Origin of the sequence: Clostridium uliginosum (genome assembly GCF_900112485.1) — a bacterium.
Classification (GTDB): Bacteria; Bacillota; Clostridia; order Clostridiales; family Clostridiaceae; genus Clostridium; species Clostridium uliginosum.
The window spans coordinates 47,820-62,104 of the sequence record NZ_FOMG01000016.1 but is presented as its reverse complement, the minus strand read 5'-3'; the positions used below and the strand labels follow the sequence as shown (position 1 = coordinate 62,104).

Below are 14,285 nucleotides of genomic sequence, written 5' to 3'. Positions count from 1 at the left end.
ATTATTATGGAAAATAATCGATAATAATATGTAAATTAACAAAAGATGAAGAGGAGAAAAGAATACAATGAAACAAAAGAAATTAAAACTGGTCGTATTATTAGCAGTAATTTTAGGGGTTAATAGTATTCCGGTAGTTAGTTATGCAGATGAAAAAGATGCAAAAAAAGATGTAAAAATCGAAATAGTTCAAGAAAGCAAAGTTTTAATTGAGGACAATTGGCTAACAAGAGAAGTTGCAACTCAATTAAATAAGTCATTGAAAGATCTTAAAGAAGAAGACTTTTTATCTATTAAAAAAATAGATTTAAGCAATAAAAAAATTGATGATACTATACCAGGATCAATTTCTTTATTAAAAAATTTAGAATATTTAGATTTGAATTCTTCTAAAATAGATGGGGAGATTCCCAATGTTTTAGCTCAGTTAACAAAGATAAAATATTTAAATTTAAGCAATAATAATATTACTAAAGTATCAGAAACAGTTGAAAAAAAGATTATAAATGGAAATTACTATTACTGTAATTTAGATGGTAATGATTTTAAATATAAGGAAGGTTGGCATTATTTAAATAGTAAATGGTTTTACATTAATTCAAAAGGGGACAAGCTTGTAGGAAACCAAATAATAGATGGTAATCAATATAATTTCAAAAAAGATGGTATTGAAAGAATTGGCTGGTATAAACAAGATGATAAATGGTATTATTCAGAACAAGGAACTGGAATAGTTAAGAGCAAATGGAAAAACATAGATAACAAATGGTATTATTTTAATGAAGAAGGAACAATGCAAAAGGGAATAAAAAATATTAATAGTGTAAATTATTATTTAAACAATGGTGGAGAAATGTCTACCGGATGGAAAAATATAGATAACAAGTGGTATTATTTTTCTGATTCAGGAGAAATGAAGTATGGATGGATGAAGTATAACAATGAATGGTACTATTTAGATAGAAGCACGGGTATTATGGTTTCTGGAGAAGAAAAAATGATAGATGGAAAGAATTATAAGTTTTATGGAGAAGGAATTTTAGCAGAAAATACTTGGGCTGATGATTATAAATATTCACAGGCAAATGGTGAATGTGTAAATACATATTCTAATTATTCTCATTCAAACAGTAATTACAATATGTTTAAATATATGACTAATGTGGACAATCAAGTTAGTGTTCATAATACTGCAATAAGCTTACATGGAAATGTTGAGAGTAATAATTGTGTTTATTTTGCATCGGAAGTTTTAAGAAGAAATGGATTTGCAATTCCAACTTCAACAGCTAATGTAGGTCAGTTAGAAGGGCAATTAAAAAATAGAGGATTTATTGAGAGTTATGATTTAAATCAATTAAAACCAGGGGATTTTGTATTTACTAATAATAATTCACATGTGTATATGTTTATGTGCTGGGATAAAGGTGACTATGCATATATTATAGACAATCAAAAAAAGAAATTTGATAATAATATACTTCATGAAAGAAATGTATTATCTTATGACTCTAATTATGATACTGATCCATCAAATCGTTTCTATTATTATCCTTACTAAAATCAGAAAATAGTATTTTAAATTTAAGATTTCGTTTTAAAACTGTGTTGATATTGTCATATATTGTAAAGTGGGCTAAGAAATTGATATAGGAAACTCGACTCATATTCATTCGCTGAGTAAGTTCGAGCAACAAAATATAAAATGCTCACAGAGAAAGTTAGAGGACCCAAATATAAAATTTGGACTCTTACTTTTTGACTCTCACTTAAGAACGTCTAAATGAGTATAGTCCCCTTTTAGCTTGCTCCAAAGGCAAGCTTCGGACAAGCAAGAAAGAGGACAATACTCAAGGAAACTCGACTCACATTCGTTCGCTGAGTAAGTTTGAGATACCAAATGTAAAATTTGGACATTTACTTTTGGACTCTCACTTAAGAGTTCTAAAAGTCCAATTTTAATGTCCACTTTACAAAAATATAACAATATCAACACTCTTATAAAACATAACCTTAAATTTAAATACATAAGTTCAAATTAATAAAATTCGTTATTTTTATAAAGGATAAAATTGATGAATATGAATATGCCTTAAAGAAAATTAACTAGTATAACTCGTTATTTTATCTAATATGTTTACAGTTGATGCTAAACACTCTATCTTTTAAAAGATGGAGTGTTTTTAGCATCATTACTACCTTTGAACTTTAGATACAATAAAAACTCTATCTGAAATTAAGAACTATGTTTAAATTTCTCTTTATTTATATGGCTCTGTTTTAAAATAGTGTTGATATTTTAATATAAAGGCGAACTGGCATTGGAATTTGCTTTGTAGAACTCTTAATGAATATTTGTACTATTAACGCTTGTCATAATCTTTGATTAGGAGCATGCATTAATAGGACTAATATTCGTTTAGAGTTCTTAAAGTGAATTCCATCGTCCATGAGCTTTATATTACAATATCAACATTCACTTAAAACATAGCCTTTTAAAAAAATAAATGCTAAGTGATTAAGTCACAGAAATAACATCATGATGTAATTATAATTAGATTATAGACAGTATCAAAAGTTAAAAGTTATGAATTGGAGGAATTAATTATGGCTAAGGTGATAAATGGTAATGAATTTGTTAATGAAGTTGAAAATACTAAGGGTGTGGTAGTGGTAGATTTCTTTGCTGATTGGTGTGGACCATGCAAGATGTTAGCACCAGTATTTGAGGGCGTTAGTAATAATATGGGAGATAAAGCTAAATTCTTTAAAATAGATGTGGATGAAAGTCGTAATATAGCTCAGAAGTATAAAATAGCTGCAGTTCCAACTATGATTATATTTAAGGATGGAGTTCCAGTAGAAAACTTAGCTGGTTTTATGCCAGAACAAAATATAGTAAGTAAAGTGAAAGCATATTTATAATAAGGCTCATTTAAAAAAATAATAGCGCAGTAGTGACCTCGTTCTTTAGAATCACAGAAAGACCTTAATGGTATAATAAATTTTCACATGAATTTAAGAATCACTTGATATTAAGAATACATTGATAAATAGCTACTTGATTAATTTCAAGTGGCTTTTATTTATTTGGTGAAATTTTTATTTAGGCTTTTAGATATGTTTAAGTGAATGTTTATGTTGTAAAATATATCCAATATATTCTTACAATGTAATTAGGCATAATCAATTAAATAATAAGTCCATCTGTCAAGCCTATTTTTTATTATAGGAAGCTCGACTTGCATACGCTCACTGAGTAAGCGAGTCACACCAAATCATAGATTTGGGTTCACTGCTCATGTCAGCAGATTGCTCTAATAGCACCACTATGAGACCAATCTACTTCCTTGCCTAATGAAAAATAATCATGACATTTTGGACTTGTTATTTTCTTTCATATGCCTTATAAAAGGTTATCAATTATATAATATTATCAATTGATAATAAATTCTGTTTAAAATATATCCTTTAAACCATTGACATATATACAACTATAGCATATTATGAAAATATAAATATTATTTCAATTGATAATTAATTTGGTATATATTTAATAAAAAATAGTGTGTAAAGAGGTGTATTGAATTTTTTGAAAAAGTTGTTAGGTATAGATGATATATATATAAGTATTTATGATATAGAAAATGATTTCTTGGAATTAGGAATAGTATAGTTATAAGATTGTATACAATTATATCTAGTGCATTTATTTTAACACTTTTAGGAATGCATATATGGTGTTAAGGCTAAATCAAAGTTAGTTAAATTTATATTGACAAATTATTTATATTTTAAAGGTATTTAAAAGTAAAGATAGAGAAAAATATAGAAATTACTTAAATTTAAAAAGTTGAAAGTAGGTGTTATTTTGATAAAGAACAACTTTATGGAAGTAAAAAAAGTATTATGGATTATTATGTTTGCCAATATAGCAGTGGCTGTTGCAAAAATAATCATGGGTACTATTATAAATAGTTCAAGTATGACAGCAGATGGATTCCATTCAATTACAGATGGTTCTTCAAATATTATTGGACTAATTGGGATAGGAATAGCTTCAAAACCTATAGATGATGACCATCCTTATGGGCACAGAAAGTATGAAACACTTACAGGACTATTTATTGTAGGTATGTTGGTTTTTTTAGGTTTTAAAATTATAGCTGATTCAGTTACTAAATTCATGAATCCAGTTATGCCTGAAATTAATATAGTAAGCTTTATAGTGATGATTATTACTCTTTGTATTAATATATTTGTTACAAAGTATGAACATAAAAAAGGTGTAGAGTTAAACAGTACAATTCTTATTTCTGATGCAATGCATACAAAAAGTGATATATATGTAACACTTGGTGTAATTACTACCCTTGTTGCTATAAAATTAGGAGCACCTCCAATTGTTGATAGTTTGGCATCTTTTATAGTAGCTATTTTTATATTGCGTGCTGCTTATGATATATTCAAAGTATCAAGTAGTATTTTAGTGGATAGTGCAGCAGTTGACACAGAAAATGTAGAGAAAATTGTACTGACTCAGGAAGGTGTAAAGGGAGTTCATAAGATAAGAAGTAGAGGAACAATTGATGACATGCACATAGATATGCATATCCTAGCGGATTCAGATCTTAGCCTTGAAGAATCGCATAAACTTAATCATAAAATTCAAGATGCTATAAGAAAAGAATTAAATAATAATGTAGAGGTTATTGTGCATCTAGAACCTTATGAAGAGGATACAGTTAAAACAGAGGATTAATGTTTTTATAAAAGATTTAGAATGAGGAGCTAACATAAGTTGTTGAGCTCCTCATTTTAGTTTATTCAATTCACGACCATTGATAATAACACCTCTATATTTTATCAAAGTGGGGGATAAGCACTGCTACATGCTGAATAAGTTCTTCTAAGGTTCAATTGAAAAAAAGTATTTCGCATCTTTGACTTATTATTTTCTTTAATATGCCTAATATAGATTTACATTATCAATTGATATTAAGTTTTTGTTAAAAAGCTATTCTTTAAATCATTCACACATATGAAGTTATAGAATAATATAAAAGTATAGAAATTATTTCCAATTGATAATTAAATTAGTCTATATTTAATAAAAAAAAGTCTAAAAAGAGGTGTATTAAATTTATATTGACAAATTAATTATACAATAGTTATTTAAATTTAACGCTTTGTCTTAAAATTGTGTTCATATTGTATATAAAGCTTATGGGCGGTGCAATTTAAAGATAGAAAAATATAGATGAGTTACTTAAGGCACATTTAAAAAATAATAGATCAGTATTCATGTGCCTAAATTTTTAGAATTGAAAGTAGGTATTGTTTTGATAAGGAACAACTTTATAAAAGTAAAAAAAATATTATGGATTATCATGTTTGCAAATATAGCAGTGGCTGTTGCAAAAATAATCATGGGTAATATTGTAAATAGTTCAAGTATGACAGCAGATGGATTTCACTCAATAACAGATGGGTGTTCAAATGTTGTGGGACTTATTGGGATAGGAATAGCAGCAAAACCTATAGATGATGACCATCCTTATGGTCACAGAAAGTTTGAAACACTTACAGGACTATTTATTGTAGGTATGTTGGTTCTTTTGGGGTTTAAAATTATAACCGAGGCAGTTACTAAGTTTATGAATCCGGTTATGCCTGAAATTAATATAGAAAGCCTAATAGTCATGATTATTACTCTTTGTATTAATATATTTGTCACAAAGTATGAGTATAGAAAGGGTGTAGAGTTAAACAGTACAATTCTTATTTCTGATTCAATGGATACAAAAAGTGATGTATATGTAACACTTGGTGTAATTACTACCCTTATTGCGATAAAATTAGGAGCACCTCCAATTGTTGATAGCTTGGCGTCGTTTATAGTAGCTATTTTTATATTTCGTGCTGCTTATGATATATTCAAAGTAGCTAGTGGTATTTTAGTGGATAGTGCAGCAGTTGACACAGGAAAGATAGAGAAAATTGTAATGGCTGAGGAAGATGTAAGAGGAGCTCATAAGATAAGAAGTCGAGGAACAATTGATGATATGCACATAGATATGCACGTCCTAGCTGATTCTAAGTTAAGTCTTGAAGAATCGCATAGACTTACTCATAAAATTCAAGATGATATAAGAAAAGAATTAAATAATAATGTAGAGGTTATTGTACATCTAGAACCATATAAAGAGAATATAGTTAAAAACACGATTAATTCTAAAACTTCTTCAGTATGATTATAATTCTATTAATTAGTATCTATATAATAGAAAAAAGTTATAGAATATGTTAATAAAATTATAACAGATAGTTTTTTACAATGTGTTGCAACTATATAATATTAAATGCACATTAATGATATGAATTTTATATCATTAATGTGCGTTTTTATTATGTAAAAAAATAATAGTTTGTATATATTAGACTATGTTTTAAAACCGTGTTTATGATTGTTACATATTGTTCAGAGTGCTCAAACTTTCTCTGTGAGCTTTTATATTTTCATTTTGAACTCACTTAGAGAATGCATATGAGAGGAGTTTTCTAAGTGAATTAAACTGTTCATAGATTAGGCATCTCTAGGATAAATTAAAAAGTATAATCTATTTACAATATAACATATGTTCATTATAATATTGAATAAGAACATATGTTTAGGAGTTGGCTAGTGTGAGTAATAATAAGGAAAGAATAATTTTTCATATAGACGTAAATTCAGCTTTTCTTTCATGGACTGCAATTAAGCTTTTACAAGATAAAAGTGAAATTGATATTAGAAAAGTACCTTCTGCTATAGGTGGGGATGAGGAAAAAAGGCATGGAGTAATTTTAGCATCTTCAATACCTGCAAAGAATTTTGGAATTAAGACAGGGGAGCCTATATATTCAGCAAGACAAAAGTGCAGAAATCTTATTATATATCCTCTAGATTTTGAGTGGTATGTTAAGTGTAGTAATGCAATGGTTGAATTGCTTAATGAATATTCTCCTAACATTCAAAGATATAGTATTGATGAATGTTTTATGGATTGTAGTCATTTTAAAGAAAACTATAAGAAAATGGCACTGGAAATTAAATTAAGGATAAGTGAAGAGCTTGGATTTAATTGTAACATTGGAATTTCTACAAATAAATTACTAGCTAAAATGGCAAGTGATTTTAAGCCTAAGAATACTATACACACTTTATTCAAAGATGAAATACCTAAAAAAATGTGGGATTTACCGGTTGAAGATTTATTTATGGTCGGAAGAGCAACAAAAGAGAAGCTCCATAAAATAAATATTTATAAAATAGGGGAATTAGCTAAATTTGATGTAAAGATTCTTACCAATATATTACATTCACATGGAAAACTAATATATGAATATGCTAATGGAATTGATAATTCACAAATACAAAAGTCTAATTATTTAGAGATTAAGGGTATAGGAAATTCAACTACTATTTCTTATGATATTGAAACAATGGAAGAAGCATTAAAAGTGCTTTTATCTCTTACAGAAAAATCTGCATTAAGGTTAAGGGAAAGTAATAATTTTTGTGGCGTTGTTGTTGTTAGCATTAAGACTAATGACTTTATTTGTTATTCACACCAAAAACAACTAAGGAATGTTACAGACTCAACGAGTGTAATATTTGAAGCAGTTAAGGAAGCATTTAAAGAAGGATGGAAAGGCGAAAAGATAAGACTATTAGGTGTAAGGCTTACAAAACTTTGTAGTAATGAATATTATCAAGAAAACTTGTTTGATTTTAATAATGCAGAAAAGCAAAGGAATTTAGATAAGGTTTTAGATGAATTAAGAAATAAATATGGTAAGGATTCAGTTATTAGATCAACATTTTTAAACTCAGAAGTAAAACAATTAAAAAATCATGATACAGGATTTGATGGGGGCCGTCTCAGAATTAACAAGTAAAGTAATAACAAAGAAATAGAAATAACATTTATTAAAGAAGACTAGAAAAATTTCGCTAATAGTTTCTAACATTTAAAGTTGTACCCATAAAAGATTGCTCCTAATATGCATTAGGACAATCATTTATGGAACAACTTCAAATGAAGAAACTCTAAGCTTATTTTTCAATGCTTCTTCCACAAATGTTATTTCTATTTCTTTTTTTTGAATATACATCATATCAGTAGATGATTTGTATTATGAGACAACTCTTTTATTTTTACTTGATATTTATGTAATATTTATTTAAGTAATACTCAACAATCAATTGAAAAAAACTCTCTGAAGTGGTAAAATTATATCTAAATATAAAGAAATATGGAAAACATGCAACACAAAGTGTTTAGGATGTTCGATTATTTTTAATAGATTAATTGAGTAAAGTATATGGAGATAGGAGAAGAAAGTAAACTGTAATTAGAATTTAAAAAAATAATGTATCTTGTGAATTTTATACAAAATTTAAACTCATGAAAGGATAAAAAAATATGCTTAAAGAAAAAAAAGAAGGAAATTGTGAAGAGTCTTTAGATGAAACAAGTATTAAGAGAGTTAATAATTTTTTGTTGAGAATATTTTATTTAATTTATTTTTTTGTTGATATTTCATATATTATAGGATATTTTACCCAAACTAATGATTTAAATGTATTAATTATTGTTGTTGCCATATCTTTAATGGCAATATTAGTACTCAATTATTTTAAGAAAAAGGGGGACAACAATCAGTTTAAATATAGTATTATAATATGTGTATTTGTAATGTATATATATGCTATATTTATGGATTTAACTCCAATAATGAGCTTATCAATATTACCAGTATTGGTTGCTTTAATTAGTTATTATGACAGAAAGCTTATAAAAGTAACAGGGGTTGCTGTTTTAATTATAAATTTAGTAAGAATATTTTATTCGGTATTTTATATGAATTTAAATAGTGTTAATAATGTTAATGATTATCAGATACAAATATTATGTATAATTTTAACTTTATATACAACATCTAAAGTTACAGAGTTAATAAAGAGATTTAATATGGAACAAATTGAGAACATAAAACAAGGACAAGCGAAAAAAGAGAAAGTGGCTAATGAGATTATAGATGTGGCTAATATATTAAGTAATAATATATTAGAAATTTCTAAAATCATGGATGAAATTGTTGAAGCTTCGAATTCAACAAATCATGCAGTAGATCAAATAGCAACTGGAGCCTCTAATACTACGGACAGTATTCAAGAACAATTGAATTTAACAATGAATATTCAAAAAGATATTTCAAACACATCTGAAATATCTAATAAAATGATTAATTATGCATTAGATACTAAAAGTGGTATAGAGAATAGTATAAAGATAATGAATGAACTTATGAAAAAAAATGAATTAGTAAATAAAGATAATATTAGTGTTTATACTAATATATCTGAACTAAAAGTTATGGTTAATGAAATTAATAAGATTACAACTATAATAATGAGTATATCTGAACAAACAAATCTTTTGGCTTTAAATGCAGCAATTGAAGCAGCAAGAGCAGGGGAAACGGGAAGAGGCTTTTCAGTAGTTGCAGAGGAAATTAGAAAATTAGCTGAACAGTCTAAAAATTCTATTGATGAAATAACAAGTATTACAGCTGAATTAAATAATAAATCTGACATATCGGTTAATTCAGTTAATAAGCTAAAGGAAGCAAGTAATGAGCAAAATAACATTATACAACAAACTAGAGATACTTTTTATGATATGTCTGAAAAAATAAGGTATGTTGATGACAGTATAGTTAATGTTAATAATAAAATTTCAAACATATTAAGTTCTAGTAATAAAATAAATGAAAGAATTAATGATTTATCTGCTATAAGTGAACAGACTACAGCAAGTTCACAAGAAGCAAATTCAATGACAATTCAAAATATTGAAGAATTGAGTTCAGCTATGCAGTTAATAGATAAAATAAATGAAAATGTAGAAAAAATCAAAGATTTAAAGAATGCAATTTAGGAAAACATTTAAAGTGGTGAACAAAAATCGAAATGAATGGATATATGTGTTGCGGTTACTAAGGATTTAGCTGGAGGTTTCTAACATTAGAAGTTGCACCCAAAACAGTTTGCTCCAGAGATAAACTCTGGACAAACAATTTTGGAACAACTTCTAATGAAGAAATAGAGCCAGCTGAATCCTTTAATGTAACACTTCACACATATAGCCATTCATTTCTTTGTTTGGTGATAATTTTTAATTATTTGAAATTTAGTGCATAAAATCGAAATGAATGGATATATGTGTTGCGGTTACTAAGGATTTAGCTGGAGGTTTCTAATATTAAAAGTTGCATCCAAAACAGTTTGCTCCAGAGATAAACTCTGGACAAACAATTTTTGGAACAACTTCTAATGAAGAAACAAAGCCAGCTGAATCCTCTAATGTAACACTTCACACATATGTCCATTCATTTCTTTGTTTGGTGATAAGGTAAATTAGTTAATGGACAATATTCTTTGAAAATTGAATAATAATTATTTAACAAAATATGCTATAATAAGATATATTTATGGGCTATAGGGGGCGCAAAATGAGCGGAATTAGGAAATTATTTAAATTACCTAAATTACAATGCATCATATTAATGTTTAAACATTTTTTAAAACATGTACCAGGTTTTAGAACAGGTGAAAAAGCAAATATGATATTTGCTAGTATATATTATATTGGTTCCTTATTATTCTTGATTATGGCTTTACTATCTGAAGGCGGAGATAAAGTTAAATATGTTAGTACAGTAGGATCTGCATTGCTTTTTCCATCTTGGCTCTTTTCTTTAGTAGATAATAGTAACAAAAAGGATGATAAATAATATATTTTACTGAAATTATCTAAAAACTATTATGTTAAATTTTTATATTAACGATGTATTTATGCATATGACACAGAATATAAAAGCATACTGATTTGTTATTTTTAAAAATGTGCCTTATCAATTTGAATTAGAAGGTGGAAGGAAAGCTACTAAGTAGTTGTTAGATGAATATTTAGAAGGGGGACGCTTACATGAATAATATTAAAAGATGTAAATTATGGCTAACTGTTGGTATAGTTTTTTTTCTAATTAGCGTAGGATCATTTATAGATAAATTATATATAGATTCAGTTATTAAATTACTACTTTCTATATCATTTTTAGGTTTAGCTTTAGCATCATCAAACATTAAGGATGATACTAAGAATGCTATAAATAAATTCGTTGCTTACATTATTCATCCTATAATTATAACATTTATAGGAACATTTTTTTTCGTGGGAATAGAAGATACATTTTACAAAAGTAAGGATGTAAATATTTCTTTATGTTCAATAAATTTTTTTATTATTATATTTATTATTAATATATTCTTTAAGAAAAATAATATATCATTCAAAAAACATTTATAAAATTAATATCATGATTTTAATATGCCTTAGGAATTAATAATAAGAAGATTACAGATGACAACAACATTTAAGATAAACATATATAATGAAGAAACAATTTTTGTAAGGTGGTTAGTATTATGGATCTTAAAAAACTTATAAAAAGACAATTAAAACAGATTAAAGATAGAAAGAGAAATTTTAAGAATATACGAGTATTATTTGATTTAGAAAAAAAGGATAAGTACACTATTGATAATCAAACCTGGGATGATTTAATAATGGATGAGGTATTTACTGAAGTAGATAGAACTTATTCTAGCGCTGGAGAATCTGCACTTTATAAAATGCTTAGAAATCCGATGATGGATGAAGAAAAATTAAATAAGAGAAGTAATTTTATTAATTTATTTAAGAAAGACTTAGATTTAACTATAAAATTAAGATGTATATTTTATAATTTAGGATTTGATAATAAAAATAGATTGATAGAAATGATAAATGGTTTGCTTTCTGTAAACAAAATAAAGTTTTATATATATTCTCTTTTAGGAATGGTACCTATAATTTTAATAATTTGTGCTATTTTATTTCAGCAACCTTATTTTATGGCAATATTAGCTGTGTATGTGTATTTAACAATTTTTATTCACAATAAAGAAAGTGCAAATGTAAAGGCTGTAGGACTTACATATTTAAGAGATTTAATAAATGGGGCTAAGAGTTTATCAAAAATTAAAAATGATGAATTGGAAGTACATATGGAAGAAATTAAACAATTATTGGATCAATTAAAAGCTATAGATAAAGCTACATTGACAATAAAAGCATTAAATGCTTTTGGTGGATTATTAGAAATGTTTGCAATTCCTTTTTTCATTGAGGAATCTACTTACTATAAAATAAGTGGGAAATTAATTGAACAAAAAGATATTATATTAAAATTATATTATTTAGTTGGAGAATTAGATGCTTTAACTTCAATTGCAATTTATGAAGATTGTAATAAAGAAAATTGTTCTAAACCTAAATTTGTTACTGAAACATCATTAAAAATGAAAGATGGTATTCATCCATTATTAAAGAATCCAGTTGAAAATTCTATTGAAATTTATAATAAGGGAATAGTATTAACAGGAACGAATATGTCGGGTAAATCTACCTTCCTAAGAATGGTAAGCACTAATATAATTTTAGCACAAACATTTAATTTTGTTTTGGCTAAGGAATATGAAGCGTCTTTCTTTTATGTTGTATCATCAATAAGTCCTAAAGATGATATTATGAATGGGAAAAGTTATTATCTAGCAGAAGCAGAATCTATTTTAAGGATAATAAAATCACTAGAAAATAATGTAGCAGTATTTTGTCCAATAGATGAAATTTTCAGAGGAACTAATCCTATAGAAAGGATATCTTCTTCAGCAGAAATTTTAAAATATATTAATAAAGAAAAATCTATTTGCATAGTAGCTACACATGATAAGGAACTTTCAGATATACTTAAAGGGAATTATGATTTTTATTATTTTAGTGAAAGTGTAGATGACAAACATGGATTGAGTTTTGATTATAAAATAAAAAAAGGTGTTTCACAAACAAGAAATGCTATTAAGCTTCTTGATTATGTTGGATATCCTAAAGAAATAATAGAAAATGCATATAAAAGAATAGAAAATATTGAAGGATACATTTAAGAGTCATTAATTTAAGTATAGTGCATAAAAATCGAAATGAATGGATATATGTGTTGTGGTTACTGAGGATTTGGCTGGGTGTTTCTAACATTAGAAGTTGCACCCAAAACAGTTTGTTCCAAATATAAAATTTGGACAAACAATTTTGGAACAACTTCTAATGAAGAAACAAGGCCAGCTAAATTCTCTAATGTAACACTTCACACATATAGCCATTCATTTTTTTGTTTGGTGAAAATTTTTTGATATTTTAAAGATCTATATGTAAAATTTCTTTGGGAAATTGATTTATTATAAGATCTGCTTTTTCTAAGTTTTGTTTTCCTGAATTGGGATTTAAAAATCCAATACATTTCATCCCAGCCTCTTTAGCTGCATTTACGCCATTTGATGAATCTTCTATTACAACACATTCATTTGGAGCTACATTTAAAAGTTCTGCTGTTTTTAAAAATATGTCTGGATTAGGTTTACTTTGTTTAACATCTTCGCCACTAACAATAACCTCAAAAAAATCTTTGATATCTAACCTATTTAAAATTATATTTATTAAATTTTTGGATGATGATGAAGCTAATCCTATTTTTATATCTTTTTCTTTTAAATCTTTAAGAAATTCTTTTACATTTTTTGTAGGTGATAATTCAAGTAAATTTTCTATGTATTTTGTAACATAATTTTTATTGTAATCAATTATCTTATCTCTACACTCTTTTAAACTATGATCTTTTATAATCTTATCCCACATATTTTCTAAACTAGTACCAACAAAAGATTCATGTTCCTCTTTGGATATAGTAACTTTAAAGTGTGAAAATAAATCTCTTTCTATTTGAAAATATATAGGCTCAGTATCAGCAAGAACTCCATCCATGTCAAATATAACAGCTTTAGTAAATTGATTATTCATTTTTTACCTCCATGATTCCTAATATTATTTTATCAACTAATATTATACTGTGAATTTTTAATCAAATATAGTTATAATTTTATTTGTAATATTTAGAATGTATTTATAAAAATTGTAAATCTGATTTCTAATGTAATATTTCACATATATATCTTTTCATTTCTTTGATTTGTGTGATGATTTTAAAGTAGTTCATAAAAAACAAAAAGAAAGAGTAAGTTGTTGTTCATGTTACTGAGAATTTTATTAGATGTTTCTAACATTAGAAGTTGCATCCAAAAC

Annotated in this window: 10 protein-coding genes; 9 read left to right on the top strand and 1 reads right to left on the bottom strand. The window is 26.5% G+C overall.

Going from position 1 to position 14,285, the window contains the following annotated elements:
* Positions 1-67 precede the first annotated feature (67 nt).
* From BM027_RS11230 to BM027_RS11190, 9 genes are all read left to right on the top strand, one after another.
* Positions 68-1,561, top strand: coding sequence for a cell wall-binding protein (locus BM027_RS11230; protein WP_090091717.1), 1,494 nt, complete (start codon positions 68-70; stop codon positions 1,559-1,561).
* 1,046 nt (positions 1,562-2,607) lie between these two features.
* A complete protein-coding gene (gene trxA / locus BM027_RS11225) occupies positions 2,608-2,925 on the top strand; it encodes a thioredoxin (protein WP_090091716.1) in 318 nt (105 codons plus the stop codon).
* Between the two features lie 946 nt (positions 2,926-3,871).
* Positions 3,872-4,762, top strand: coding sequence for a cation diffusion facilitator family transporter (locus BM027_RS11220; RefSeq protein ID WP_090091715.1), 891 nt, complete (start codon positions 3,872-3,874; stop codon positions 4,760-4,762).
* Positions 4,763-5,342: 580 nt separating this feature from the next.
* Positions 5,343-6,254, top strand: a complete 912-nt coding sequence (locus BM027_RS11215) for a cation diffusion facilitator family transporter (protein ID WP_090091714.1) — start codon at positions 5,343-5,345, stop codon at positions 6,252-6,254.
* Positions 6,255-6,687: 433 nt separating this feature from the next.
* Positions 6,688-7,941, top strand: coding sequence for a Y-family DNA polymerase (locus BM027_RS11210; protein ID WP_090091713.1), 1,254 nt, complete (start codon positions 6,688-6,690; stop codon positions 7,939-7,941).
* A 527-nt stretch (positions 7,942-8,468) separates the two neighbouring features.
* Entirely contained in the window at positions 8,469-9,986 is a 1,518-nt protein-coding gene (locus BM027_RS11205) for a methyl-accepting chemotaxis protein (protein WP_090091712.1), read from the top strand.
* Between the two features lie 574 nt (positions 9,987-10,560).
* Positions 10,561-10,842 carry a hypothetical protein gene (locus tag BM027_RS11200; RefSeq protein ID WP_090091711.1) on the top strand — a complete coding sequence of 94 codons (282 nt, stop codon included), beginning with the start codon at positions 10,561-10,563 and terminating at the stop codon, positions 10,840-10,842.
* Between the two features lie 194 nt (positions 10,843-11,036).
* On the top strand, positions 11,037-11,417 hold the full coding sequence (locus tag BM027_RS11195) for a hypothetical protein (protein WP_090091710.1): 381 nt from the start codon (positions 11,037-11,039) through the stop codon (positions 11,415-11,417).
* A 119-nt stretch (positions 11,418-11,536) separates the two neighbouring features.
* Positions 11,537-13,093: a MutS-related protein gene (locus BM027_RS11190; RefSeq protein ID WP_090091709.1), complete on the top strand. Its 1,557-nt coding sequence runs from the start codon at positions 11,537-11,539 to the stop codon at positions 13,091-13,093.
* Between the two features lie 250 nt (positions 13,094-13,343).
* Here the strand turns inward: BM027_RS11190 and BM027_RS11185 are convergent, their stop codons facing one another.
* Positions 13,344-14,003, bottom strand: coding sequence for an HAD family hydrolase (locus tag BM027_RS11185; RefSeq protein WP_090091708.1), 660 nt, complete (start codon positions 14,001-14,003; stop codon positions 13,344-13,346).
* Between the last annotated feature and the right edge of the window lie 282 nt (positions 14,004-14,285).

Excerpts from the sequence above, each read along its gene's own strand:
- BM027_RS11230 (WP_090091717.1), top strand. The coding sequence starts at position 68 with ATGAAACAAAAGAAATTAAAACTGGTCGTATTATTAGCAGTAATTTTA.
- trxA (WP_090091716.1), top strand. The coding sequence starts at position 2,608 with ATGGCTAAGGTGATAAATGGTAATGAATTTGTTAATGAAGTTGAAAAT.
- BM027_RS11205 (WP_090091712.1), top strand. The coding sequence starts at position 8,469 with ATGCTTAAAGAAAAAAAAGAAGGAAATTGTGAAGAGTCTTTAGATGAA.
- BM027_RS11200 (WP_090091711.1), top strand. The coding sequence starts at position 10,561 with ATGAGCGGAATTAGGAAATTATTTAAATTACCTAAATTACAATGCATC.
- BM027_RS11195 (WP_090091710.1), top strand. The coding sequence starts at position 11,037 with ATGAATAATATTAAAAGATGTAAATTATGGCTAACTGTTGGTATAGTT.
- BM027_RS11190 (WP_090091709.1), top strand. The coding sequence starts at position 11,537 with ATGGATCTTAAAAAACTTATAAAAAGACAATTAAAACAGATTAAAGAT.
- BM027_RS11185 (WP_090091708.1), bottom strand. The coding sequence starts at position 14,003 with ATGAATAATCAATTTACTAAAGCTGTTATATTTGACATGGATGGAGTT.